Here is a 26472-nt window from a genome sequence, read left to right as displayed (position 1 = left end):
AAGAGTTTTTCGCCAGCTTCCGCCAGGCGTCGCCGATGGGGTTGGGGATTAACGGTAAATACAATAATATCCGGCGCCGTTACTGTCAGCAAGTGATTGTTGCGGAGGCGAGTGGGGGTTGAGTTACGACGACATCGATGCAGATGACCTTTCAGGCGAAGAGCCCGAAGGCGGCAAAACCCTGACTGCCTCAGGCATCGCCGAGTACATCCGCTTCAACTGCTGCCCCCGCTTCTTCAAACTTAAATTCGAAGGCAAAGAAGTCAAAAAACGCACTTGGCCCGAAGCCTTCAAACCCATCAGTCCCCTGCTCTACGGCACCGGCAAAGCGTTGGAAGAAAAAAAAGTCGCTGAGCTCAAGGGGAGAGCCGCCGAGTACCTTGACTTCACTGTTTATGACCCTAACAAGTATGGTAAGCGCGGCTGGGATAAAGCCCAGGATTCCCTAAATAACCTCCACTACGTCATCGAGCACATAATCTCGCTGGGAGAAAAAGCTGACCCCCGCCCCGTTTTGCTCTATCAGGTGCCTATGAAGGGCCCAATCGGCGTATGGGATGTCAAAGGCATCGCGGATTTAATCGCGGTATGGCCGCTTAAAGAAGGCAAAGTAAAAGTCCGCATCTTCGAACTCAAATCCTCCTGGAAAGAGCAGACCGCCCACCGCATCCAAGTCGCCATCTACGTTCTGCTGCTGGGACGCGAACTCGGCGGCTTATCCGCCAAGGTGGAGCTGGAAGGCGGCGTCATCAACCGCGAAACCAGCCTTGAAAGCCTCGAAGCTGACGCCCTGCCCAAATTCAAACTCAGCCCCCTCATCCAAGACGTCGAGCGGCTCCTCGCCAAAAACGGGGAATTCAACCGCATCCACAAAAAACCCCTCGAGGAAGTCGAGTACCAGCTCTGCTGGAGATGTGACAACTGCGGCTTCAACGAATGCTGCATTGTCTGCTCAGTGGAGAACGAAAGCGTGGCGCTGCTGAATCTAAGCCGAGGCGAACAGAAAGCTCTCTCGCATCACGGCGTCAGGGGGCTGGAGGATTTGGCGCGGCTCAAAGTGGTGCTGGACGGCGGCAATCTGCGCCCCAACGACTTCCGAGTTATCCCCGCTAAGGACCCAAAAAAGGTTCAGGAGCTCTCAACAGACCCCATCATCGGCGCCAAGCTGGATTGGCTGGTTGAACGCGCCCAGTACATGCTTGGCGGCATCCGCCCCAGCAGCCCAAACGCCAGCAAAAGCCGCTGGATGCCCTGGCTTACCGGAACAGGCTACGGTAGCCTCCCCGAAGACAGCCCCTCCGGCGGCGCCGACGCCTCGTTACTCTATAACCCCGACGGCTTAATCCGCATTTACCTCTTCATCGAATGGGACTACATGCTTGACTGCGTCTCGATGCTCAGCGCCAAAGTCAGCTGCACCCGATACCGCGGCGAACCCCTCCTCGTTTCCCGCGTAATCAGCAGCCTCCCCGACGACCGAAACGAATGCATAGAGGAGGAGCGCAGACTGCTGGAGGGCTTTTTCGCTGACCTCTCCGCGGCCATAAATAAAGCCGCAGCTGCAGCCGGCAGCCCCGATGAGGCGCCGATTCACCTGTACTTCTTCAGCCGCCAAGAACGCGATGTCCTCATGAAAGCGGTCTGTCGGCAGCCCTCAATGATTAGTGCACAGGCCGTGCGTGACCTGCTGGGGCTGCGGCAAGCCATCGACCAACCCATGTTCTCCATTCTCCAAGACGAAGTGGTCCACCGCAAAGCCCTGCGTTATCACAGCTCGGGGTTGCTGCCAATTCTGGAGCAGGCATGCTTCTTTGACCGCAACCAATGGCGCGTCAAACGCAAAGACGGCACCATAGTGGATTTGGCGCTGGTGTTCCGCGACGGCTTATTCAACTACAGCTTGCCCTACCGCAGAAACCCCGACGGCACCATCGCCTTCCTCAAAGAGGGCAAAAACGACGGTTACTACCCCGCTCGCGCCCGCTTCGGCGACCAATTGCCCATCGAGTACATCTGGGGCGCCAAGGGTCGACTCGACAATTTCAGCCAAGTTAAAGGCCCCTCCAAGGTTCTGCTCGATAAACGCAAATGGTGCGACTACACCTCTAAAACCCGCCGCATAACCGACGAAGAACTTAACCTGATGGGCACCAAAATCTGTATGGCACTCGAGCAGGTCGAGCGGTCCCTCTCTATCCGTAACAGGCGACTGGGCAAAAAGCCGATTGCTGTCCCCAAAATCTCCGAGTTCACGCTGGGCACCGCCACGCTGGAGCGGAGCTGCCGAGAATTCTTGGATTTAGAGTACTTCTCGAAGCGCCAGGAGATGTATCAGCACTATGCGATGCTGCCCTATCAGCGGGTGGCTTCCGGGCGATCAGTGATTTTCCAGTGCACACGCGTCGACGAGTTTGAACGGGAATTCGTGGTGCGGGGCAAGCTGGTCTACGAGGATCTGGGGCTGCCCAGAGCTGACTGCGTCGCCAACGCCTGCCGCGTAAAGGGCTCGGAGGGCTCAAGTTCAGGCGACTGGATGGTGGTGACTGAGCTGCGGCGCAACGCCTCGGGGCAGTTTGAGGAAACCGAGAAGCGCTCGCCGGGGGAGGTGGAGAAGTCCGCCCGAGCCATCGTGGACCGCGTGGACGTGCCCAAGCTGGAAGTTGTCGTTAAAATCGTGAGTTGGCCGCGGGGCAGGGGCAGCAAGTACAGTGCATGGCATAATCTGCCCACCACTGACCCCGAGAAGGCACAGGGCAAGTACATGCAGCTCTTCGAGGCTGGACGCTACTACATCCTTGACGAGTTAGCCGACGACATCATCTCGGACCGCGCCGCAAAAAGCCTCGACTACGCAGCCAACAACGTCCTCTACTGCCTCTTAGCAGACTACTTGGCGGGCAAGACAGGCGGCAACAACCACACTGCACTAGACAGGGCTGCAGCGATGCCTTTCCTAAATTGGATGGAGGCACGGCGGTTTCCGCCCAAAGCAGAACAGAAACGTTTTGTGGAACGCGTGTTTGGAGCTGAACCGATTGTGATGCTTCAGGGTCCGCCTGGCACGGGCAAGACCGAAACGCTGCAGCTTGCAGTGCTTGCTCACATCGCCGCGCATAGGGCAAAGTCTCGGTGCCGAGTTTTGATGGTGGCGCCGACCCATAAAGCCATCCAGGAATTCGTCGAGAAACTCGGCCGTTGCTGGAAAGAATACATCGCCGCCGGCGGACGCGACCTCAAAGATCTGCAGCTTTACCGTGTCTTAAGCAGCGAGGTTTCGCTTGTGCCGCCCATCGACGGAGTCAAATACGTCAACTATAACCAGGACCAAGAAACCGTCGCTGAACTCACGGGCTGCCTGATGAATCAATCCACGCTTACGCCCTCCACATCGGCTTCCTCCCCGTTAGTGATATGTCTGACGCCGCCTGGGCTATATGGCTTGATGAAAAAAATCGGCGAATCCGAGCCGCCCTGGGGCGAAGGCTTCTTTGACCTCCTCGTCGTCGACGAAGCCAGCATGATGCGGCTCCCCGAACTCATCCTCTCAGGAAGCTTCCTATCCAAAAACAGCCAAATCCTCGTCGCAGGCGACCACCGCCAGCTGCCGCCGATTGTGGCGCATAACTGGGAAAAAGAGGACCGCCGCACCCTTGAGGAAATGGCGTCTTTTCTTTCCGCTATGGATTTTCTGCGGTTGCTACGCAACGAAGACCTTGGCTTGGAGCGGATAAAATGCAGAAACCCAGCAGACATCCCTGCGGAGCGGCTCTGCGAGAGCCACCGTTGCCACTCGGTGGTCGCGGAATTTCTGCGTGAATGGGTCTATGAGAAGGATAACATTGATTTCCGTTCTGAGCAGACGCAGACTTTAGCGCCTGTTGAGGCCCAGACGGAGGGGTTAGCTGTGGCTTTGGCGCCTCAGAACGTGTTTGTCCTCATCGTGCATGATGAGGCAGAGAGTTTCCAGTCTAACTTGGTGGAGGCATCCATCGTGGCGGCGCTGGCTAAGAATGCGTCCTCCGCAAATATAGGCGTCATCACTCCCCACAATGCCCAGAAGGGGCTGCTTAAAAACCGCCTCCAAGACGCCAACCTGGGCGCCCGCGTCGATACGGTGGAGCGATATCAGGGCGGCGAAGCAGACTTCGTCATCATCAGCAGCTGCGTCAGCGACCCCGACTATGTCCGCACCGAAAGCGAGTTCCTGCTTAACCTCAACCGCATCAACGTCGCCATCTCGCGGATGAAAAAGAAACTCGTCATCGTGGCAAGCCGCAGCATATTCGAGTTCATGCCCCAAGACGCCCGCGACTACGACCGCGCGTTGCTCTGGCGGGGCATCTCCGACACGGTGGGCTTCACTGCAGACTCTAAGCCTCAGTGGGAGGGTGACTTGTCAAAGTTCCTTGGGCAAGCAAACCCAGACGTTAAGGTGGAAGTCTACGTTAAATCCCAAAAAACGCTGGCCCAAACCCGCCGATAAATCACCTTGTGGATAAGCTCATACGTTTGTTGCATGCATACCCGCCTTGGGGTTGCTGCAATCTATGGCTCTCCATAATCCAGGTCTAAGCTACTTTTATGCTACCAAAATTGCCTTTGCCTGAGGCCCCACTTTACTGGTCCGTGGGGTATTTCACGCGTGCAACCTTGAAAATGTGTTGGCAGTGGTCGCAGGTATAGTATTTTACCGAGAAATAGTCGTTTTCTATGTCGTTTTTGAGTCTTGTTGATTGTCTCCTGCATCTTGGGCATTTCGGTAATTTTTGATCTGCCGAGCAAGTATCAGCTACCATTTGTGCACCTCACGTCTAAAAATTCTGCAGTATCAATTAAAGATTTTTGTTTTAAAAACGCTTATTTTACCTGAAAACGGCTATAATTCAACCGCTTTCTTGCTCTCTCAGTTTAGCTCTAAAATAACCTGCGGAGGCTACTCAGGTTTTCTTCGGTTTCTCTATCCTCCACGTAGTGGCGCTATAGATCGTGAAAACCAAAAGCACCGCAGAAACCGCTGCTTTAACGACTGTGAAACCTGTGGCTGCGGAGTAGAGGGCGAATGCCGCTGGAAAAGCCCCGATGTATAGGCTGAAGAATACTGCGGTGGGCAGTTTGTAGTTGTACTTGTAGTCTTTGAAGATGCGTCTGCCAAAGTACAGCGCGGCCAATCGCCCCATGCCGTGGGTGCATTTGATGCATTTATGGCATGGTCTTAGGCAGCCCAGCAGATGCAGCACCCCATAGATCAAGATAAGCGTCAGGATAAAGAACACAATACCAGCCGTAAGATCATATAGTAAAAAAGCAACGGTGTCAAGGACAATCCATACAAAAAGGGCGAGGTTGCCTAAGAGAACCAGGTTTTCGGGGAAGAAGATTGGTCTGCCATCTTTTGGCTCTGCCATGCCAGGCTATTGGCACCAATCAAATATAAAGATTGATTAAAGGTTCAGCGGGGGGGTCTTTCGACGTTGCAGAGCTGTTTTTTAAAAATGCTGAGAAAAGCCAGTCTGTTAAGTCAAATCTCTATGGGCTGAGCATATTTCGGCAAAATAACTTTTGATGCAAACAAGCTTTCGAATACTCCGCAATTCTCCGTGTGGATGGGTATAATCCTGGCTGGGTTTATTCTATCTATTACTTCTTTAAGTTCCATTTTTGATGCGTGCCCCGAAACATGCCTGCGCTTAAACGATTTATCGCCCTTTTCGTCAACGTCATAGTCGCAGGCGATGCTAAAGAAGTCCATCCAATGCACCATTTTGCGTTCGTCAATTTCCATCTCTTCACTAAACGGCTCCGTGGATGCCGAGATGTAGCGGGTTTGATGTTTGCCGTCAAGGGGTATCAAGTCGAAGAGTTCATTTGCATCCCAGAACGAGAACATCAAGACGTACTGCCTTGGGGTTCTGCGTATTTGGTAGGCTCTAACGCCGTTGTCTAAATGGTGCGTTGCCAGCGAGTAGATATCTTTGTAATCATAAGGTAACCCCGCGCATGTTGCCCCCAGGGGATTTTTTGGGTTCCCCGCTTCGCCGCCGACGTCGAGTCGTTCTGCTATGCGGACAAGGTTGCGGTCGTCTTTAGCTACGTTTCTGCCGTGATAATGCAGGTACCCCATTTTGTATTTGTCATAGTCTGCTTTGGAGTAGAGCAGGTCGCCTTCGCGTTTGAGGTAAACTTTCAGGTTATCCATCGTTCTTGGGTCTTGATGTTTGGTTGGGAAGTTGCAGTGCATCTCATAGAGCAAATATGCAAGTTTAGGCGTAACCACAAGGACGCGACCGTTGCTTTTGGCGGCTTCATATACGGTGTTAAAGCGTGTTAGGTCCTTCCAGCCAAAGTTAATCAGCACAAGCCCCTCACAGCATCTGATATCCTCGGTTATGTCTCTGCCGACCTGTTCCTCCGTTAAGACATTCTCCGAATCTACCCTTGTGCCCTCCGTGATCATAATATCCACTGAGCCACCGACGGCTTTGACATAATCATCTATTGAAACTTCATCTGCACCGTGGAACCGTATGTCGCCTGTATAGAGAACCCGTTTGCCACCTGGCAGCGTCAACAGGATTGAGCATGCGCCAGGTACCGAGTGCCCCACGGGGATAAGCTTGTACTCTATGCCTTTCACGTGGCCCTGCATATCTGTATTAAAAGTTCGATATCGTGGAGCTATGTCATAAGTGAATGCGAATTTTGTTTTTGCGTCAACAATGATTGGGTGCTCCTCCTCTTTTTCCTCGCAGAACGCGCATTCCTCTGGACAGAGCGTCTTGTACCCCGCTGGCTTCTGCTTAATGGTTGACTCCTTGGCGAGCTTGTAATATTGGTCATCAACCCCTGAAACAGAAACATCCGTCATGGCTTTTGCTAGCACTTTGGTTTTTTCTGTGCAGTAAACTGGGATGCATGGGTCAAGAAAACTAACATCTTGGATGTGATCAAAATGGGCATGCGTTACAAAGACGGCATCAACCGCTGGCTTTGCGGGGTCGCAGGGGGAGACATCGGTGGTTTTCCAGTAATCCCGGGCCTCTTCAAAGGGAACTTTTTTGCTTACCTCAGGGTTTTCAAATAAAGAGGTCATATCCACCAAGTAACGCGTGTAGACTCCATCGATTTTTGGAAGAATCCCCAACCTCAGCATGTCACGAAGGGCATTTTTGGAGCGTGCCTGAATGTAATCCGAGAAGAATCTTCCGTACTCGTTCATGCGGCGCCCAAAATCCAGCAGGAGGGCTCCATCGCTTGTTTTCAGGAGGATTTTGTTTCCGCCGATTTCGTCAACTGCACCATAGAAGGTTAATGTAGCTGCCATACGTTTGCCCCGTGTTTGTTCAGGTAAACTAGCTTTAAAAACTTGATGTAATTCGTGAAAGTGCGGGCAGCCTAGTGCTCAATAGTGCAGCTTGTTTTTTTGCTGTATAACCGGGTTAACCTGAAAACTCAAACATTATAAGGACTTGATGCCTGTATCCCACTGGGTAGCTCGGCTATCAGCGTATCCAAGAAACAAACCGATGGCGGTTGACATGGAGCAAATTGAACTCTCAATCGTGGTCCCTGCGTTTAACGAGGAAAACTCCATCGAATCTGCCCTAATCAACATAGAGGCGCTTTTCAGTCAGGAACACAAAACCTACGAAATCGTTGTGGTTAACGACGGCAGCAAAGACAACACCCTGCCTAAGACACTTATGTATGCCCAAAAGAACGGTCACGTGAAAATCCACAGTTACAGCACCAACAACGGCAAAGGCTACGCAGTTAAGGCGGGTTTTATGAGAAGCAGCGGGGACGTGGTGGTTTTCGCTGACAGCGACTTAGAGATAGGTTTAGGCATGATTTCACGCTACATCGAGGCGCTCAGCCAAAGCGACATAGTTATTGCTTCTAAGTGGCATCCGCAGTCCCGCGTAGAGATATCGGCCCTGCGAAGAATCCTTAGCCATTCCTTCAACGTCTTGGTTAAGATAATGATTGGCGTGAACATCAGAGATACCCAAGTGGGGCTTAAAGCCATGAAGAAGAGTTCTTTTGAGCGGATTATTCCATGGTTAACGGTTAAGCGGTTTGCTTTTGATGTTGAATTGCTTGCCGCCGCTAACCTGCACGGGTTAAAAATAGTTGAGATGCCCGTTCAGCTTAAGCTAAACGCCTGTCCAAAATTCAGAGAAATCTTCGAGATGTTCACTGATTTGCTTAGAATGACCTGGCGAATACGGGTGCTTAGGATATATGGAAAAATAGATACCAAAAAAAGAGGGCCTGCAGAGGCGGCTTGATGCGGATTCTGATTTTTAATTGGCGCTGCTGGCTAAACCCCGAGATGGGCGGCGCTGAGGTCTTCACATGTGAGGTTGCCAAGCGCTGGGTTAAGGCTGGACACGAAGTGACCCTGTTTACCGCTGCCTTCGCCGGCTGCAAAGGCGAGGAAACCCTCGATGGGGTGAGGGTTGTTAGGTCAGGCGGTCGCTTCTCAGTTTACAATGAAGCCAAAAGGTTCTTCAAAAAAAGCTTAAAGAACGAACACTTTGACTTGGTAGTTGACGAAATCAACACGCGCCCCTTTTTTGCTCCAAAATTCCTTGAAAACGGTGAGCATGTGGTGGCTTTGATTCATCAGCTGGCCCGCGAGTACTGGTACCTCGAAACAGGCTTTCCCATGAACGCCGTGGGCTACCGCCTCGAGGACAGGTGGCTGCGCAGATACGTCGATGTGCCGACGGTCACGGTGTCAGAGAGCACCCGCATGGATCTGGCAACTCTGGGTTTCAAGCACGTTTCCGTTGTACCTGAAGGCTTAAACTTTAAGCCCCTACCTACGCTGCCCCAAAAAAGCAGTCATCCCGTAATCGTTTATTCCGGGCGACTAAAGAAAGCCAAACGGCCAAGCCACGCCATAGCTGCCTTCGAAAAAGTAAAACAGAAGGTTCCCGAGGCAGAACTCTGGATCATCGGCGATGGACCCATCAGGTGTGAGCTAGAGAGGCTGGCGGGTGAAGGCGTGAGGTTTCTTGGGCGAATAGCTGACGATGAACGCCGCAGGTTGATAGCGCAGGGTTGGGTGCTGGTTCATCCGGGAATCCGCGAGGGCTGGGGCTTAAACGTTATTGAAGCTAATGCTCTGGGGGTGCCCGCTGTGGCTTATGATGTGCCGGGGCTGAAGGATTCCGTGCAGCATAACCGAACAGGGCTGCTGGTGGATAGCGGAAACGTGGCGGCCTTAGCGGATGCACTTACCGCTTTACTTTCGGATGGCGATTTAAGGGCAGAACTATCCCGAAACGCGTTAAAGTACTCACGTGGGTTTTCATGGGACCGTACAGCTGAGGAGTTGCTTAAATTTGCCTTGGAAGCAGGACGAAAATGAGGCACTGATCTTGCTTTCCATGTCAAGCTTTAAGTTAGAAGTTGAGATAGCCTCAAACGTGAAAGCGCAGAAACCTATGGGGGAAAACCATGCTTAGGATGGATAGGAAGATTGCGCTGTTGCTCGGAATCTTTGTTTTCGCCTTTATCTACCGTGTTTTCTTAGTGACTTGGCAGGCCTATCCCCCCGGAGCCGACATAGGCTTCCACTCCGGCGTTGTAAACTCCATCACGCAGTCAGGCAACACCAACTTCCTCTACAACTACTACCAGATGGGCGGAGGAGTCGAGCTTGAATTCCCAGGCTTCCACATTGTAGCTTCACAGATCATGCTTTTGACCGCTTTGCCCGTTTATTTAGCGCAGGCTCTTGTTGCCGCACTGTTTTCTTCACTTGTGGTGCTCTCGGTTTTTTTGGTTACACGGTTGGTGTGGAATGACTCTATTGCGTTGGTCACGGCGTTTTTGGTTGCGGTTTCGCGCTGGGACATCGAGATTCTCTGCTGGGGCGGTTACCCAAACATAACTGTGCTTTTTCTGATGCCGACCGTCTTCTACTTGTTTCTGAAAAGAGAAAAATTCACAAATGCTGCTTTTCTAATTGCAGCTTCCCTTTTAGCTGCAGCCATACTGCTTAGCCATTCCTTGAGCGCCGCCGTCTTCATAGGCATAACCGCAGCCGCATTGCTCGCCGCGCTGGTTTTCCCCAAAGCCTTAAGCACCTCCCGAAAAAACGTGTTCTACTGTGCATTGCCGTTAGTTATCGGAGCGGTCCTTGTCTTGCCCTTTTTGGCTTCAGCGGCGCCGATTTATATGGGTGAAAGCGCGACGCTACTGGGCGCTCCCGTAGTAGCTCAGGCTCTGCTTGAGTACCGCTCGATTCCTCTTGTTGTGACATTGGCGTTTTTCGCAGGCATAGCTTTGCTTTTCCTGTATTCCAGGGAGTATAAGAAGCAGCTTATTTTGTGGCCGACTTTTCTGGTGGTTATGTGGCTTTTTGTTCCGCTGCTGCTGACTTTAGGTTTCCTGTTTGGGGTGTATCTGGACTCTATTCGGTTCATCTACTTTTTGATTTATCCAATATTAATGCTGTTTGCCTTAACGTTTGATTATGCCTCAAATCGTCTGGCTATGCTGCTAAGTGTCATCCACGGGGTTGCGCGGAAAAAAGGGGTCATTGGCAAACTCGTGAAAATCATGCCTAAAACCTCCGTTCGCGCAGTTTACGGCGGCTTTCTTTTAGCCTTGATGCTTCTGGTAACTTTGAGTCTTCCTATCTTCAGCTATCCCTGGAGTGGCGGCGTTGGGCTTCAGGGCTTTTATCAAGTTATGGACGATGAAGGCTACCATGCGATTGAGTGGGCTAAACAGAACACGCCTGCGGCTTCCGTGTTTGCTTCGGAGATGGGGTATGGGTGGTGGCTGGCAGGGGTTGGACAGCGGCCAACAATAACTGATGTTGATTTTCAGGCGATTTCGCTTAGCCGCGAAGTAGCCATATCCCGCAACGTCTCATATCTGCTTGACACCGACTACCTGCTGGACAACGGCTACATCCAAGTCCGCGAAGACGGCGGATACCTCGCCAGACACAACCCCCAATTTCTGGCAAACCTAAACACGACCAACATCCCATACCCCTTTTTCGGGTTCAACAGCAGCGCCATCACCTTGGTGTCCCATGATGCCTACGGCACGCAGCATTCCATCACCATCGCTGATTTGGCGGCTACTGACATGCGGTTGGTGGGAGAAAAAAGCGACTGCCCATCGGTAGTGGTCAACAAAGCGAACGATGACCTTAGCTTCTCCGAAGCAACCACCCTGACAAAGGGCACCTTGTTTGCAAACCTAACCATAAATGTTCAAAGCAGCAATCCTGCCCTGTCTCTTGATTGGCTAAACCTCACTGTTACGTCGCCGGGTAAACTGGAGCAGCAATTCAGCAACACCCTAGCCATCGTTGACTCGGAGGTGCAGCTATGCGGGCAACTTATTTTCGCGGGGAACCAGCCCTCAGTAAGCATCATTTATGCACAGGGCCCCTGTGTCACTCAACTCTCCTATAACCTGCAGGGTAAATCCATGGTGGAGATCCAAATCTTAGTGGGTATATACCCGTTAACCGAAGAGGCAACCCAAAACCCCGCTGCCCTCAAAGAGGCAGTAAGCGGCAACCTGGAAGACCCCCTGTCAGCTCCCGATTTGCCCCTCGTCGTCTTTGACTACAAAGCTGCCCTGCAACAATACAACGTCTCATATGTTGTGAACCGCGACTTCGATTTAAACCCCAAATACAAAGATGACCCCCATTTCAGTCTTGCCTTTATCAACAAAGAAGTCGCCATCTTCCAAGTGCAATCAAACCCCCCGCAACCAAAGGATAGCTGAGCACTTTGATGGACAAACTATCAAGAGAAAAAAAACTTGAAATCGCCTTTCTAGGCGGTTTTTCGCTGCTTATCGCTGCCCTTTTCTATGCACTTATATCCGCTAACGGGCTGATTTTGGGAAACGACCCCGCAGTTCACCTGGCAAAAGCCCAGATGTTCTTGCAGACGGGGCAAATTTCCCTCGGCAACGTTGGCTGGCTGCCGCCTCTTTTTGAGGTTTTGCTTGCAATGGCTTTTTCGTTTGGCGGCATCGTTGATGTGGGGCAAAAGATTTTTCTGGAGAAAGTGTTGGCGGTGGCTGTGGATTGGCTTGTATTTTTCTCTGTTTATTTGGTCGGCAGAAAATTCTTTAACAAAAAAACAGGTGCCCTCGCCGCCGTTTTTCTATCGATGTGTTATCCGATTTATTTTCTTAACACATGGGGCGGCTACACCACCGCGTTGGGGATGGCTTTTCTTGTTCTGCTGCTGTATTCCGCCTACTTCGCAGCTAAACAATTCGGCTACATGGTGGTGACCTTTTTCGCTGCCTTCGCCATCGCCGTCGCGCATCAACTCACCACTTTCATTGCAGTTATCATAATGTTGCCTGTTATGCTTTTGATGGTGATAAAATTTCGGGGAACCTACCTCAAAGCCTTCCTCGCAACCGCCACTGGCGCTGCTGTAGCTTTTTTTGCCTTCTACTTTCCCGCAGTCTCAAGCTACCTAGACGTAGCAATCTACCACATGTTTCTAGGCAACAAGAACTATGCGGTCGATATTCCCTACACAAGCTTTGAGTCTTTTCTGCTCTACTTTGGCTTCATACAGTTCCTCGCATTAGGCGGGATCGGTGTCGGATACTACCTGCTTAAGCGGCAGAAACGGCAGCTTGTTTTTGTTACGCTGTTGCTTAGCCTTTTAGTGCCCTTCTTTTTTGCGAAATCTTATCTTGTCGGGTTATTTTTGCCCTTTGAATGGTTTATCTACTACTTGGCGCCTCCAATTGCCATTTTTGCTGCGTCTGCGTTTTCTTTGCCGCTGAAAAAATCTCGGCGCTTTTCAGAAATAGGCAGCTCTTGCATAGAAGGCGACTAAAGATAGTCTCCATCGCCTTAATTGCGCTGGTGGGTTGCCCATTAATCGGTTTCCATATTTACAACACCTCAGCGGAAGTCCTGATGGATGCTGCTTACAATTCCCGAGCCGACATAACCACCTATGAGGCTGGAGTGTGGCTTAGCAAAAACTACCCTGACGCCGCAAACGTTGTGGTTACCTTAAATCCCGGTGCTTGGTTCGCCGTTTTTTCGGAGAAACCTGTAATCGCGCAGACCTACGATTGGGAAGGTGCAAACTCGGTTGCCGATTCAATTTTAACTTTTGATTACCAAATCGAGGCGCCCCAAACTATGCTGAGGGCCTACGAGCCCATTGATAATGTCACCGACGAAACCTATGTCTCGCTGAATCAGCTGTGGCGCCGGGTTTCCTACTCGTCGCTTGAAGGGGACTTCCTATCGTTTACTCAAAACGGTGTAGATTACACTGTTGTTCTCTCAGAGCTGAGCCGAACCGTCCTGTTAAATGAAAAAGCAAACGGCTCCAAAACTATCGAATTCAGCTACTTCAACCATCAAGTGGCCCTAACCCAGACCTTGCTTGCCCAAAATGACCAGTACCCCCTCAACATCTCCTGGTCAGTTACTCCCTTAACCGCTGATATCTCCAATGTAACCCTGTCTTTAGTGACTTCCTTTGATCACGAATTCCACTTCGATAAAGCCCAGATACCCGGATTCATGGATTGGACTAACCCCTGGGATATGCCATCGAAAATTGTCAGCGCATCTTGGGTGAGCGTTGATTTTTCCAGTTCAGATATGCATGACTACTACATTGGCCTTTATGACCAAGAAAAACAAACCGCCTTCGCCATGAACTTCACGGACTTGCCCACTTGGGGAAACATCGGCGCAATAGCTACGCGCCAAATCGATGCAATCCGCTACCAATACCAATTTGAGCAAATCCGTGCCAACCAAAACGTCAGCCGGCAATACCAGGTTTTAGCGCTCACAAAAGACACCTATCCCTCGCTCCAACCCGAAGGCTTGCCCGGCCTCTTTAGCCTTAAAGCATCACCCTTTCCCATGGTGTCACGCAGCTACAAAGAGTACCTAACGGAAAACAACATCCGCTTCATTGTCTATGACCAAAGCCAATTTGATTATCAGACCAACGCGGCTCTAGGCACAGCTTTTCTGCCTGAACTAGCAAAGAGCCCGTTTCTGCACTTAGTTTACCAAAACAGCCGATACGACATCTTTGAAGTCTTGGGAAATTACAACCAACTCACATTTGGAAAAACCCTGAATCTGGGAAATTATAGCTGTGTTAGGAAGCGGTGGGGTTTATGCAGAATTTCATGAACCTGCATGTTGTTAAAGAAGCATGAGGGCTGATTACACTGATATCCCATTTGTCTTCGTCCCTCGATGTCACTGCTTTTCTTTCGGAATTGTCGATATTTCTCGGAGAACCAGATGTTGCGGAAACCCGTTTGGTTGATGTTGCCAAAACCGCATGATGCGCCGTTCGCTGGGAAGCAGCAGGGATACACGCTGCCATCTGCATCCACCACACTGAAGAGCCAACCGTAATAGCATGGCAGGCTCTCTTTAAGCTCTGTTTCCTGTGAGTTATCCCATTCTGACCATTCCATATCTATGCTGACGCCGTATTTTTCCGCGGATTTTAGGGCCGAAGTCAGTTGGTCTTTGGTTTCCTGCTCCTGCCTAGCGGAAAGCTCAAGCTCATCTTCCATTTCTTTTGAGGAGCAAATCAGCCGCTTTATCCGCGCGCTTCTCACCCCAGCCCGCTTGCATAACTCAACGAATTCTCCGATGTCCTGATAGTTACGGTTGCAAACCACCATCGATAAACGGATGCGGGGAAATAGTGACTCTTTTTCTTCTTTTAGTTTCTCGATAAAAGAAACCGTCGAGACTATCTGGCTGAAGGTTTTGTCGGTTGCAGTTGTGTTTATTCGCGGGTAAGTTTGGGGTGTCGCCGCGTTTAAACTCACGTTAAGGTAATCAAGCCGGTAGTCCACGAGTTTCTCTGCTTTCTCTTGGGTCAGCAGGGAACCGTTGGTTATCACGAAGCAGCCTAAGCCATGTTGCTTGGCGTATTGAATCTTCTCGGTCAACTGGTTATCCATGAATGGTTCTTCATTGTTGCCGATTAGGATGACCTTGGTGCCTAACGCGGCTAACTCATCTATAAGCTGCCTGTAAACGTCCATGTTTATGCTTGAATTAGCCGGGTTTGTCTTTTTTGCCATCGGTGAGAACCACTTGCAGAATATACATTGGTGGTTGCATCGGTACTGGCTTGCCACCACAACTAAGTATGGGCCAGCCATGGCTCTTTTTGATAGTATTCCAAAGAAAACCTTTGATTTATACTGGAAATCTACGTCTTTAAGGTTCAGGAAGAGTTCACTCAAGCATTTCACTTCAGGAAAGCAGCTTTTTAATTAACTCCATCCGATTCAAATACGCAATATCAAACGACAATCCCACACCACCTTGTCCAGCGGCAACTTCAGAGAGGGTTGTTGCATCGATTTCCAGTTTGCCTAGAAATTCATCGAGGATCTGCATGCTGCGCCGCACATACAGCAGATGAAACTCGAACACTCTTCCTGCTTGGGCCGAGTCCAGCAGAATCTGCACGGCGTTGCTTTTCAGCAGCGACTGGTCTTCAAGGTAAATCGGCAGCTCCACCAGATTGTACTTTTCGAGTTTTTGGGGACCTTTTTTGGCGCTGTAATTAGACACATACGTTAAGCCGAACCGTTGAGCTGTGCGGTAGGTGTCTTCGTTGGAAATTAGCCATGGCGCCCTAAAACCGGTGACGCCGATGCTCATTTCCCGGAAAACCGAAACTGCTTCCGCCATGTCCCGGAGCATTTCGGCTTTGGGCATATCATAGGGGACGTGTCTATAGCCATGGAGCCCTATCTCGTGTCCAGCCTCAGCTATCCCACGCACCTCCTCTCTGTTCTGCCGGGCGCAGACCCCTGAAATAAAAAAAGTTGCAGAAACATCGTGTTTTTTAAGAACTGCCAGTAGCTCACTCAAAACCCCCTTTACATGGGGAACCGATGCCCAAGCCCAAATATCCCCTGTTAGCCCCTTTAAGTCGATGGGGTTTGAAAGCAGCCAGTTCACGTTTGAAATCAGCTCAGGCAAAGCAATCAAGCAAATCGCCGAATGTCACTTGACCGTGGGGAATTATAAAGTTTTAGAAAACCCACCTGCCACAAATTCTCTAATTCCATTCCCTCTATGTTAGGAAACCATTTAACTGGCAACCTGCTATCTGAGCACTGGGGAAAAGGCAGGAATGCTGGGGACCAAAAAAAGCTATGTTTTACTCCTCCTCATCGCTTTGTTTGCCGCCATCTACCGCGTCGTCCTCGTTTTGGACACAGGATTCCCGCCCGGAGCCGACATCGGACTCCACAACAGCCTCATCTACTCTATAACGCAGGGCGGCGGCACAGACTATATGTGGAACTACTACCATATGGGCGGCGGCACCTCAAACACGTTTCCCGGCTTCCACATATTCGTTTCAAGCATCATGTTTTTCACGGCGCTGCCCGATTATTTAGCGCAGGCGCTTGCCGCGGTGCTTTTCTCTTCGCTGCTGGTGCTTGTTGCCTTCTTGATGACTCGTCGGGTCTTCAATGAATCCGCAGCGTTAATCGTTGCTTTCCTAGTGGGGGTTTCATACTATGACATCTTCATGTTGCTGTGGTCAGGCTACCCAAACACTGTCACTCTGACGCTTATTCCACTGGTATTCTATCTGCTGCTAGAGAAAAACCGGTTTTCAAGGATGCCGCGTTTAGCGGTGGCTTCACTGCTTTCAGCAACTATATTTCTTACGCATTCTCTTAGCGCCGTCCTGTTTATGGCGATAGTTTCTGCTGTGGTTCTGATGGGTCTGTGTTTTCCGCATCAGGTGGGCGTTGGGAGGAAAGAGGTTTTGGAATGGCTTATTCCCCCCTTCGTCGGCGCCTTGGTGGTCTTGCCCTTCCTAGTTCAGGCCGCTCCTTTCTATCTGAACCTGAACTCGCCCCTGTACACTGGTGGCTCACCGGATATTCAAAGCCTGCTGCTTCCCATGAGGCTTATCCCTGTGCAGTTTGTTATGCCCTTCTTCGCCATTTCCCTACTGTACCCTGCACTCCTCAAGTACACCCAAGTAAATATGCGATTCACCACCCTTCTCTTTGCCTCATGGCTGATTATCCCAACTGTCCTAACTCAATCCTACCTCGTGGGCTTATACATGGACTACGAACGCTTCCTCTACTTCGCTGCCTTGCCACTGACCATTCTGGTGGGAGCCGGCATCTTTTTCGGCGCTCAGCTATTAGCGAAAAACAGCAAGCAACTGCTATCCGCTCCGATGCGGCTGCTTCAAACAAGACTTGCCTGTATCCAGACTCGCGGCATTTCCCATCCATCCAACCGTGCACTCACAGCGTTTTTCGCGGCTATCTTGATTCTTGCCGCCTTTTTCTGGCTGCCCCACTTCTCCATGACTCCCCCTGAAGGCTTCCGCTTGCAGAAAGGACTTCAAGTTATGACTCAGCCGGGCTACGAGGCGATGCAGTGGATCAAAACCAACACGCCGCCGGATTCCGTTTTGGTATCTGATGCCTTGTATGGCTGGTGGCTTGGAGGCGCCCAGCGGAAAACTGTGGGTGGCGTGGAGCCGATTTTTCTTACCAACGCACGAGAATTTGTGCCTGCCCAGTTGGCGATTCGGCTTCTTGACACCGACTATCTGGTTGATAACGGGTTGCTCCAAATTAGAGAGGACGGAGGCTATCTGGCAGCTTGTAACCCTCAGTTCCTTGTCAAATTAAGCAACCAGTATTATCCCTATCCCTTCCTCAACTTCAACAACAGCCAAACCGTCATCACCTATAGCGTCGGTGGAGAAGTACGCATGGTTAAGGTTTCAGAGCTTACGCTTAAGGAAATGCATCTTGAGAACTCGTCTAACTCGGCAGCTATCTGTGTTACATGGGAAAATGCGTTTTTTAATCTGACTCAAAAAGCCACAGTTAACCAAGGCATGGGCTTTGTCAATATGACCCAAACCATATCCAGTGGTGACTCCGCTGTCGACTTTATCAGCATCAGCTTTGGGGTGCAGACTAACAGTGAAATTATCGTTGAAAACAACTCATACATTGGGCTAAAGGATCCGTATGTGGATGCGGCGGGGCAACTGATTTTCGCTGTTTTATACCCCACTGTGGCGCAGGCATCTGAGGGTTCTTTTGATATGCTCTTCTCGCTTACAGGTCACTATCAGGAGGTTAGTTTTTCCGTCGCGGTTTTCGAGTACCCCCAGCTTGACTCGGCATCCGCTACACAGGCAGGTCTCTTAACGCTGTTAGCCAACAATTCGATAACCTGCGCTGAAAAAACAATTGATTCTCCGCTTGACCTCTTTGATTACCGTCAAGCAATATTGAACCTAAACGCTTCCTACATTGTCCTACGTGACTTCTCTGAGCTTGAACGCTTCATCAGCGACCCAATGTTTAGCTTGGTGTTTGCTAATCAAGAGGTAGCCATTTTTCAGGTTCAAGTCGATGGAGTTCAGGTGTATTTAGAGAGCTGCTGGTCATCTATAGAGCAGTTCATCCAGTTTAACCAAAGAAAATTCCTGTTTTTGTCATTTATTCGTCTGAGGTTATGCTGTTAGCCGCTAAAGTCGCTGAACGCTGAGACGACATTAAGGATATAATACCGCGAAGCATATCATTTTCTATTCTCACAGAGAGGGGAAAATATGAGTGAATTTGAAGAGAGAGCACGAAAAGAACCTAAAAACTATAGAATAGACATTGGCGCCTACGGCAGCATAGCCATCGAAGCGCCAACCAAAGAGGAATGTCTGGAGCTTTTCAAAGAGGTCACCAGCACAAGACGAGACTCGCGGCTCACCGAAGCCATACGGTAAACAAATGCGGGAACGAGGCAGTTAAGAGTTTATTTTAAAGGCCTGTCTCCAGATTCCACTGGCATGACGCGGTAAGCACTTTGTGCCCTGAATTTCTGCTAAATGCCCTCGGTTTCAACCCACTTTAGCCCTTCAAGCTCGGTGATTCTTTTATCCAGCAGCTTGAGCAGTTCCGCTTTAAGTTCGCTTACGCTGATGTCTCTGTCTATGAAGCATAGGCTATCAGCGAATTCTTTGTCGCCTAAGGTGTCCTCTATCCAGCGTTGAAAGTCGCCGCGGTAATAGTGGTAGCTGACCGATTCATCCTCCACATCATTTAGTTTAGAGGCGAAGTCTTGAAGGCTGGTAGCGGTTAATCCCGTGTAGGTTCCCTGCTCGGTTCTAAAATGGAAGCCGCTTTCAAACGGAACGGTCCTAAGGATGGTTGAACTATCCTTTGTTTCGTTTTCTTGTGTTATCAAATTAAAAATCCCCACAAAACTATAAGGTGCCCCCAATATAGCCTCTTGTGGTAGTTTAGCTGATGTAAAAAGCGCTAATACTCCGATGATGCCCACGAAATTTCACTTGGTTTCTGCTAGGGTTTTGAGGATTTCCTCTACGAGTAATTCTTCGTCGACATCTTGATGTTCCTCTTTATGTCTCTTTATCGCGAGGCTCATCGCGGCTAAATCTGGCACGATTAGGATTTTTTTTCCGCAGCTACATCGGATCTCGGGCATTTGAGGTTGCATGTTTTCTTCACTGGTGCTTTTTAGCTTGCTTTTCCGGATGCCCTCTTGGTATGCAATGTCCATATCGATCACAAACCCGCATGGTGCTTCACAAAAAATAACTGTTCTTATCAAGCCTATTTTGCCTAATAGCAAAACAGCGTTCGCTTCACTGTAGGGGATTTTTTGTTCTTGTTAACTGCGCTTTGCAGAGTCCTCTCTCATGGATAACCGCTTTGCTGTTTGATGGTTAATTTTTTGTTTGGGTTGTGTGTGAGCGGTTTTAGATGTTAAGCCGCCGCAAATTTTTATCTGTTGAGGGGTGAGGTGGCAGGGTGGATTGGTTTGTTTTGAGTTGCTGGTTTAACGGCAATTAACTGGGCTGTCGTTTCACCGTGTTCATTTGCATCCAATTATGTTCTTGTATGATTCGATGAAGAAACGTTTTTGCTGTATAAAATCGAAAATTAAATAAATGATCGTTTCATACACAGTGGAATTGAGAGGGGAAACACATGGACATTATTTCCATGATAGGATTAGTAGCCGCTGCGTTAAGCACCATTTCTTTGCTTCCACAGCTAATAAGAGTCTGGAAAACAAAATCAGTTAAAGACCTATCCACAGCAATGTGCAGCATCATGTGCACATCAGTCGTGCTATGGCTAACATACGGTTTGCTAGCCGCTGACACGCCACTTATGGCATCCAACTCCGTGGTGCTGGCACAAACCGTAGCAATCTTGGGCTTAAAAGCGAAATATGGCTTCCAACCCGCCCAAGGTAGTAAATTCACAAAATTAGCCACTAAATTACGCCTGCAGAAACCCAAAGACGAAAATGTCGACCAGCAAGGTGCAAGCACTGAACTTCAATTCCTCCTATAAGGAAGACAAGTTCAACCAGCCATTTTTTTCTTTTTATCTTTTTGCTTCTATTAAGCGCATCGATGCGAATTCACCCAGAACCGCCAAATCTTCCGTGGGCAAATAGTCGCTTGCGGATGAATCATAAAGTATGCTGGCGGAGGCTGGGAACTCGTCTGCCTCGTAGAGAATGTAGGTTAAGGGGATGCCTTTAAGCGTGTTTATCTCTGCAGAAGCGTCGCCAAAAGCTAATGGTTTGCCGCCTAAACGACCTGCCGCATCTAACAGTTCCTTGGGGTCCTCGCCGAAGACATCTTCTATGGGTTTGATTGCTCGGTTAATGAAGGCATCCTCATAGGCGTAACCACCTGGGATATCTTTGAATTTAAGCAGTTTACCCGTTAACGGTGTATGCTTGCCGATTGCATAGTGGCTAAGCATCGGCGCGATTAACCTGTAGTGCAACTCTGCTATGTTGGTGCTTTGGAGGTTGTCGGTTATGGTGGCTGATTTCAGTTTTAAGGTGAATCCTAAAAAATCATAGGATGCGCCGAGAAGCTGCTCAAGTTTCTCTGCGATGTCTGCGGCGAGGTTAATTTTGGCCATACCTGCTCTTTAAACTATAAGTCTTTGCTGGCTAAATGGTTGTCTGGCAAAGCGGGGTGCTTAGATGAGTTTTGCATCGTAGAGTGTAGAGGAGAAGGGGACACGTAAAAGCCACAGGTCAGCTGATCCCTCGATGGTCACTGTTACGGTTCCGCCGCCGCCCAGAATTCCAGCGGCGACTGCGGGCACGTCTGAAACGTTAAAGGTCACAGGGGCTTTAATTTGGCCGACGCTGCTTCCTTCCACGGTTAGTGAATTAAACGTGCCTTTTCCCAGGTATTGATCGTTTACGTATATGTCGAAGCTTCCGCTTGGAATGTAGATGGGCAGCAAATTCGTGTTGTTTACGTCGATGGCGAAGTTAAGGGTTAAAACCGATGTGCTTACGCTGCCTAAAGATACGCTGTTTAGCTGGAAGCCAAGGTTGTGGTAGGCGCTGTAGTAGTAGACGGCTAAAGCGACCAGGGCAACCAGAACTATCACTGCGACTATGGCGGCGACTAGTTTAAGTGAGCCTTTCCTGTTGGACCGCAGTTTAAGCATCATAGAACTCAGAACTCACAAATTAACGCCCAAAATCACTACTAGAAACTCAGCAGAAAAATAAAAAGAGTTGTGCCTGCAACCCTACAGGCTCATCTGGCCGCTAAGGCTTGTCGAGGCCAAATTCGTCATGAATCGCCCGCACAACCGCGGCGCCATCCTTCTCCTTCACAACGAAGCTGATGTTGAGTTCCGAGCTGCCCTGCGCGATCATGCGGATGTTGATGCCTTTTTTGGCGACTATCTCGAAGATTTTTGAGGCAATCCCCAAGGTGCCCTTCATGTAGGCGCCCATAACCGCGATGACTGCCACGTCGTCTTCGGCGGTGACCTCGCTGACTATTCCTCCGCGTTCCTGCAATGCGATTTCAAGGTTGCTGATGGCTCTGCCGAGCAGTCCACGCTTGATTATCAGTGAGATGTTGGCTTCGGAGACTGCGGCGGAGGTCATCATGACGTTTATGCCGTTTCTGCCGAGAACCTCGAAGACTTTAGCGTAGCTGCCGGGTGCCCCGACCATGGCGGCTCCGTAGACGTTTAGCATCGCTACGTCTTTGATCATGGCAACGGCTTTGACGGGTTTAGTTTCGTTTTTGGCTGGTTCAGTGGTGATTAGGGTGCCGCTGTTTTCGGGACATGCGGTGTTGCGGATACGAACCGGAATCCCCACTTTGCTCACTGGGCCAAGCGCGCGTGGATGCATGGCTTTGGCTCCGAAAATCGCCATCTCCGAAGCTTCCTGGTAGGTTAGCTGCGGAAGCATGCGGGCGGCTGGCACCAGTTTGGGGTCCGTGGTCATGATGCCGTCGACGTCAGTCCAAATCCACACTTCATCTGCCTCCAAAGCCACGCCCAGGATAGTGGCGGTGTAGTCTGAACCTCCACGACCAACCGTGGTGACAACGCCATCTTGGTTAGCGGCTATGAAGCCGGTGACCACGGGGATGGTGCCTTTTTCAATCAGGGGGCTGAGGCGTTCGCGGATGAGGTGGGTGGTGTAGTTCATCAGGGGGTCGGCTTCGCCGAAGTTGCTGTCGGTGACTATGCCAGCGTCTTTGCCTGTGAGCGCCTGACTTTGTGCTTGGTAGTCTCTTATGGCGCCGGAGACGATGGGGGCGCTGAGGCGTTCGCCAAAGGACATCACGTAATCCTTAGATTTGGGGGTGAGTTCGCCGACGTAGCAGATGCCGGTGAGGACTTTTTCGAGTTCCACGATGGTTTTCTGGGTGGCTAACTTGACTTCTTTCTGGATTGCCTTGCTGGTGATGGCTGCCTCGATGGCGTCTGTGTGTTTTTTGAGCAGGTCGGCTGTGAAGGCTTGGATGTGTTTTTCGTCGCTTTTTTTGGCTTTGCATCCGGTTTCGATTAACTCGTTAGTGACTCCTGCCAGCGCCGAAACAACCACGGCTACTTTGTTGTCTTTTTTGGCGTATTGGGTAACTAAGTCGGCTACGTGACGTATGTTTTTGCCTGTGCCGACGCTTGTTCCACCGAACTTCATCACTATTTTCATGGCGATTCACGTTTTCTCTACGTTAGTAGTTTAGTTGCTAACTTATGTCTTATGTCTAAGAGGTCCCTTAAAACCGCACCAGCCGTTTCAATTGAGCCTGCACCACGTCCGATGATGGTTTGCTCCGCGGCGAATTCGCATTGGTAGGTGACGGCGTTGAGGACTCCGCTGACGCAGAGCGGGTTGGTTTTGGGGATTTCCGTGGGTTTCACAGAGGGTTTGGTGGTGCCGTCGAGGGAGCCGATGAGTTTGAGGGTGCTGCCCCGTTTGGCTGCGTCGTCGAGCATTTCTAATGTGACGTCTCGGATGCCTGTGCGGTCGACGTCTTTGAGGGTGATTTTCTGGCCCAGAATCCAGTTTGCCAAAATCACGGTTTTGCAGGCGGTGTCGTATCCGTCAATATCCATGGAGGGTTCCCGCTCGGCGTAGCCTAGCTTCTGGGCGGTTTGGAGGGCATCTTGGAAGCTTATGCGGTTCTGTCCCATCTCGCTGAGGATGTAGTTGGTTGTGCCGTTAAGGATGCCTTTGATGCCCAGTATTCTGTCGCCTGCTAGACATCTTTTGGCGAATTCCAGCATCGGGGTGCCGCCGCCCACAGTGCCGCTGAAGCGGAAATACACGTTGTTGTATTCGGCTAGTTCGGTGAGTGCGGGCATGGCTAGGGCTAGGGGTCCTTTGTTGGTGGTTACGACGTGTTTGCCTGTTCTAAAGGCGGTGGTTATGTGTGTGAGGGCGGGTTCCGCGGTTTGGATGTTGACTGGGGTTACTTCAACGACGACTTCGGCTTCGACTTGCTCGATGACTTCCTGCGCCTTCATGGCGGGGTGGCCGTATTGGGGGTCGGCGCTGATGGGGTAGCCGCGTTGCTTGATGGCTTCGAGTTTTTCGGGGCTGAATCCTCGGGGGTTGATGACTGCGCCATCGATGTCTGCTATGGCTACGATTTTGGGGTTAAAGCCGTAGTCCTTGACTTTCTCGACGCTGCGTTTGGCAAGAATCGTGGTGACGCCTTTGCCGACAACGCCGTATCCGACCAGAATAATCCTCATGCATACCTCACCGAGCCACAACAGCCTCGTTTCTCTTTAAGCCCAAGGCATCCTCAATCGCTGACATCTCTGCATCTACCTCAACGGGTTTCTCGCATTGCTTAATGGCGGTGTCAGGGTCTTTGAGGCCATGCCCAGTGGTGATGCAGACCACCTTCTCGTCTGAAAGGATAACTCCACGCTTCACGAGTTTTTTGAGGCCAGCAATCGATGAGGCAGAGGCGGGTTCCACAAAGATTCCTTCTATTCGCGCCAAAGTTTTTTGGGCGTCGAGGATTTCTTCGTCGGTGACGGTTTCGGCTGTTCCGCCTGATTCGCGGATGGCGTTGACTGCTTTTTTCCAGCTGACTGGTGCGCCGATGCGGATGGCGGTTGCGACGGTTTCGGGGTGCTCGACGGGGACGATTTTGTCGCTGCCTGCTTTGATGGCTTGTGCGATGGGTGCGCTGCCTGCGGCTTGGATGCCGGTCATTTTGGGCAGCTTTTTGATGTAGCCGAGCTGGTGGAATTCTTTAAGTCCTTTCCAGACTGCGCTGATGTTGCCTGCGTTTCCAACGGGGATGACGATGCGGTCAGGGGCTTGGTTGTTGAGTTGCTCGCAGATTTCGTATCCCAGCGATTTTTGGCCTTCGATGCGGAAGGGGTTGATGGAGTTAAGCAGGTAAATGTCTTGATGTTTTTCGGCGAGTTTAAGCACAAACTCCAGTGCCTCATCAAAGTTGCCTTTAACCTGCAGCACTTTGGCGCCGTGGATCATGGCTTGGCTGAGTTTGCCATAGGCGATTTTGCCCGAGGGAATCAGGACGGTGCATCGGATGCCTGCTCGTGCCGCGTATGCTGCCAGAGCCGCGCTGGTGTTGCCTGTGGAGGCGCAGATTACGTGGCGTGCGCCGAGTTCAACGGCTTTGGTTACGCCCACTGTCATGCCTCTGTCTTTGAAGCTGCCGGTGGGGTTTTCGCCTTCGTTTTTGACGTATAGGGTGTTTACGCCGAGTTCGTCTCCTAGGCGTTGGCTGCGGTGCAAGCCTGTTCCGCCTTCGCCGAGGGTGACGAGTTTGGTGGCTTCGTGGATGGGCATGAAGGGTCGGTAGCGCCACACCGAAAGCGGCTTTGCTTTCCAGTCGCCTGTTTTTGCTGCCGCTGCCAATTCGCCGCTTTCATATTTGATTTCGAGGATGTCTCCGCATTTTCTGCAGAAATACACAACCTCATCTGTGCCATATGCTGTTTTGCAGTTTATGCATTCTTGATGAACCAATCCGTTGCATCTCCAAATGATTAATGACTAGACCTGTTTGGGTTATAGTCAGAGAAGTGTCGGCGGTGGAATTAATAATTTTGGTGTGCTGCACAAATATGTTAGCTGATTTTGACTCTTCATTACGGGAAGGGCTGATGTCTGTTGCTTGCTGCGACTCTACCCCCCTCTATTTATAGGCTTCACAGATGCACAGTAACCTGCCTTTTGGATGTGCGTTCACTGAAGACCCGTTAAGGCGGCTGCGCAGGTGCGGAGTTTTTGGTTGGAGGCGTCTGCAGCTGTTTTTGCTTCTGGGGCGGCTGTTGTTAGCCGACTGGTTTTGGGGGGCTTGTAGGCTTTGGGTTGTCTTTTTTGGTTGCCGCGGTGTTGTTGGGCGATTTCGCCACAAAATTTTTTAGTGTAATATTACACTTTTCTACTATGACACTTACAATCAAAATTGACGAATCCAAAAAACAAAAACTCGACCGCTTCCTCGCCAAACTCCTACTCCACTCCGGCAAAAAAGTAACCATCCAAGAAGCCGTCGGCGCAATGATCGACCACGCTCTCGAAGACGAAGAACAGTTCATGACGCATTTCCAAGAGCTCCCACCCCTAGAAGAAGACCCCGCCTGGCAATTACTTGAAAAACCCAAAAACTGGGGCGTAAAAGACGCGTCGCAAAAAATCGACGAAACACTCTACGGTTGAGGGACGGTTATGGCTGTTTTTGTTGACACAGGCATTTTTGTTGCATTAAACAACGGCGTTGACAACAATCACCAAAGAGGCAGAGAACTCTTCAGGCAAGCCCTAAAGGGCGATTTTGGCGCAGTATTCACCTCCGACTACATCATCGATGAAGCAGTTACGACCGCCTATGCACGCACGAAACGGAAAGATTTAGCCATCGACTTAGGAAAATACATCATTGAATCCCCACGCATTACCAAAATATGGGTAACAGAGGATGCATTCCATCAAACCTGGAAAAAATTTAGGACCCTAAAAGATAACTCCCTGAGCTTCACCGACTGTAATTCTCTGGCGTTGATGGAGACTCGAGGCATAAAACAGATAATGAGCTTTGATCGCGGTTTCGATGGGTTAACCCAAAGAATCCACTAAAA

The 26472-nt window shown here is 50.4% G+C and carries 22 protein-coding genes; 11 read left to right on the top strand and 11 right to left on the bottom strand.

All coding sequences use genetic code 11. The features are described 5' to 3' along the window. Nucleotides 1–118 precede the first annotated feature (118 nt). Nucleotides 119–4483 (top strand): ATP-binding protein, encoded by a 4365-nt coding sequence (locus NWE93_13295; GenBank protein ID MCW4001203.1) that lies wholly within the window; start codon nucleotides 119–121, stop codon nucleotides 4481–4483. A 454-nt stretch (nucleotides 4484–4937) separates the two neighbouring features. Here NWE93_13295 and NWE93_13290 read toward each other — a convergent pair whose 3' ends face one another. Together NWE93_13290 and NWE93_13285 are read right to left on the bottom strand one after the other, a co-directional pair. Continuing rightward, a complete protein-coding gene (locus tag NWE93_13290) occupies nucleotides 4938–5405 on the bottom strand; it encodes a hypothetical protein (protein MCW4001202.1) in 468 nt (155 codons plus the stop codon). A gap of 113 nt (nucleotides 5406–5518) precedes the next feature. Further along, nucleotides 5519–7321 (bottom strand): MBL fold metallo-hydrolase, encoded by a 1803-nt coding sequence (locus NWE93_13285; protein MCW4001201.1) that lies wholly within the window; start codon nucleotides 7319–7321, stop codon nucleotides 5519–5521. A 214-nt stretch (nucleotides 7322–7535) separates the two neighbouring features. On the opposite strand from NWE93_13285, the gene NWE93_13280 reads away from it, so the two are divergent. The 5 genes from NWE93_13280 to NWE93_13260 all read left to right on the top strand — a co-directional run bounded on the left by NWE93_13280 (nucleotide 7536) and on the right by NWE93_13260 (nucleotide 14182). Then, entirely contained in the window at nucleotides 7536–8288 is a 753-nt protein-coding gene (locus NWE93_13280; protein MCW4001200.1) for a glycosyltransferase, read from the top strand. Further along, nucleotides 8288–9376: a glycosyltransferase family 4 protein gene (locus NWE93_13275; GenBank protein MCW4001199.1), complete on the top strand. Its 1089-nt coding sequence runs from the start codon at nucleotides 8288–8290 to the stop codon at nucleotides 9374–9376. The genes NWE93_13280 and NWE93_13275 overlap by 1 nt, the downstream gene beginning before the upstream one ends. Nucleotides 9377–9465: 89 nt before the next feature. Then, nucleotides 9466–11766: a hypothetical protein gene (locus NWE93_13270; protein MCW4001198.1), complete on the top strand. Its 2301-nt coding sequence runs from the start codon at nucleotides 9466–9468 to the stop codon at nucleotides 11764–11766. Nucleotides 11767–11774: 8 nt separating this feature from the next. Beyond that, nucleotides 11775–12848, top strand: coding sequence for a hypothetical protein (locus tag NWE93_13265; GenBank protein ID MCW4001197.1), 1074 nt, complete (start codon nucleotides 11775–11777; stop codon nucleotides 12846–12848). Continuing rightward, complete coding sequence (locus tag NWE93_13260; protein MCW4001196.1) at nucleotides 12830–14182, top strand: hypothetical protein; 1353 nt, start codon at nucleotides 12830–12832, stop codon at nucleotides 14180–14182. Before NWE93_13265 ends, NWE93_13260 begins: the two co-directional genes overlap by 19 nt. On the opposite strand, the gene NWE93_13255 is transcribed toward NWE93_13260, so the two are convergent. Continuing rightward, a complete protein-coding gene (locus tag NWE93_13255; GenBank protein MCW4001195.1) occupies nucleotides 14137–15261 on the bottom strand; it encodes a radical SAM protein in 1125 nt (374 codons plus the stop codon). The genes NWE93_13260 and NWE93_13255 overlap by 46 nt on opposite strands. Before the next feature lie 10 nt (nucleotides 15262–15271). Continuing rightward, the gene (locus tag NWE93_13250) at nucleotides 15272–16018 is read right to left on the bottom strand and encodes a polysaccharide deacetylase family protein (GenBank protein MCW4001194.1); all 747 of its coding nucleotides are present in this window, start codon (nucleotides 16016–16018) and stop codon (nucleotides 15272–15274) included. A 145-nt stretch (nucleotides 16019–16163) separates the two neighbouring features. On the opposite strand from NWE93_13250, the gene NWE93_13245 reads away from it, so the two are divergent. Together NWE93_13245 and NWE93_13240 are read left to right on the top strand one after the other, a co-directional pair. Continuing rightward, nucleotides 16164–18551 (top strand): hypothetical protein, encoded by a 2388-nt coding sequence (locus tag NWE93_13245; GenBank protein ID MCW4001193.1) that lies wholly within the window; start codon nucleotides 16164–16166, stop codon nucleotides 18549–18551. Between the two features lie 87 nt (nucleotides 18552–18638). Beyond that, the gene (locus tag NWE93_13240) at nucleotides 18639–18809 is read left to right on the top strand and encodes a hypothetical protein (protein MCW4001192.1); all 171 of its coding nucleotides are present in this window, start codon (nucleotides 18639–18641) and stop codon (nucleotides 18807–18809) included. A 98-nt stretch (nucleotides 18810–18907) separates the two neighbouring features. On the opposite strand, the gene NWE93_13235 is transcribed toward NWE93_13240, so the two are convergent. Together NWE93_13235 and NWE93_13230 are read right to left on the bottom strand one after the other, a co-directional pair. Continuing rightward, on the bottom strand, nucleotides 18908–19270 hold the full coding sequence (locus NWE93_13235) for a DUF5752 family protein (protein ID MCW4001191.1): 363 nt from the start codon (nucleotides 19268–19270) through the stop codon (nucleotides 18908–18910). 102 nt (nucleotides 19271–19372) lie between these two features. Then, nucleotides 19373–19606, bottom strand: a complete 234-nt coding sequence (locus NWE93_13230; GenBank protein MCW4001190.1) for a hypothetical protein — start codon at nucleotides 19604–19606, stop codon at nucleotides 19373–19375. A 431-nt stretch (nucleotides 19607–20037) separates the two neighbouring features. Here NWE93_13230 and NWE93_13225 point away from each other — a divergent pair, with 431 nt between their 5' ends. Further along, nucleotides 20038–20409, top strand: coding sequence for a SemiSWEET transporter (locus NWE93_13225; GenBank protein MCW4001189.1), 372 nt, complete (start codon nucleotides 20038–20040; stop codon nucleotides 20407–20409). A gap of 33 nt (nucleotides 20410–20442) precedes the next feature. On the opposite strand, the gene NWE93_13220 is transcribed toward NWE93_13225, so the two are convergent. The 5 genes from NWE93_13220 to thrC all read right to left on the bottom strand — a co-directional run bounded on the left by NWE93_13220 (nucleotide 20443) and on the right by thrC (nucleotide 25357). Beyond that, complete coding sequence (locus NWE93_13220; protein ID MCW4001188.1) at nucleotides 20443–20994, bottom strand: DUF3786 domain-containing protein; 552 nt, start codon at nucleotides 20992–20994, stop codon at nucleotides 20443–20445. 60 nt (nucleotides 20995–21054) lie between these two features. Beyond that, nucleotides 21055–21540 (bottom strand): LEA type 2 family protein, encoded by a 486-nt coding sequence (locus NWE93_13215; protein MCW4001187.1) that lies wholly within the window; start codon nucleotides 21538–21540, stop codon nucleotides 21055–21057. Nucleotides 21541–21640: 100 nt separating this feature from the next. Then, nucleotides 21641–23050 carry an aspartate kinase gene (locus NWE93_13210; GenBank protein ID MCW4001186.1) on the bottom strand — a complete coding sequence of 470 codons (1410 nt, stop codon included), beginning with the start codon at nucleotides 23048–23050 and terminating at the stop codon, nucleotides 21641–21643. A 17-nt stretch (nucleotides 23051–23067) separates the two neighbouring features. Continuing rightward, nucleotides 23068–24099 (bottom strand): homoserine dehydrogenase, encoded by a 1032-nt coding sequence (locus NWE93_13205; protein ID MCW4001185.1) that lies wholly within the window; start codon nucleotides 24097–24099, stop codon nucleotides 23068–23070. Between the two features lie 7 nt (nucleotides 24100–24106). Continuing rightward, nucleotides 24107–25357, bottom strand: a complete 1251-nt coding sequence (gene thrC / locus NWE93_13200) for a threonine synthase (GenBank protein MCW4001184.1) — start codon at nucleotides 25355–25357, stop codon at nucleotides 24107–24109. A gap of 423 nt (nucleotides 25358–25780) precedes the next feature. Between thrC and NWE93_13195 the strand changes: the two genes are divergently transcribed. Together NWE93_13195 and NWE93_13190 are read left to right on the top strand one after the other, a co-directional pair. After that, nucleotides 25781–26053, top strand: a complete 273-nt coding sequence (locus NWE93_13195) for a hypothetical protein (GenBank protein MCW4001183.1) — start codon at nucleotides 25781–25783, stop codon at nucleotides 26051–26053. A gap of 9 nt (nucleotides 26054–26062) precedes the next feature. Then, nucleotides 26063–26470, top strand: a complete 408-nt coding sequence (locus NWE93_13190; GenBank protein MCW4001182.1) for a PIN domain-containing protein — start codon at nucleotides 26063–26065, stop codon at nucleotides 26468–26470. The last annotated feature ends 2 nt before the right edge of the window (nucleotides 26471–26472 follow it).

The organism is Candidatus Bathyarchaeota archaeon (genome assembly GCA_026014735.1).
Lineage (GTDB): Archaea > Thermoproteota > Bathyarchaeia > Bathyarchaeales > Bathycorpusculaceae > Bathycorpusculum.
This window is presented reverse-complemented; position numbering and strand designations above follow the sequence as displayed.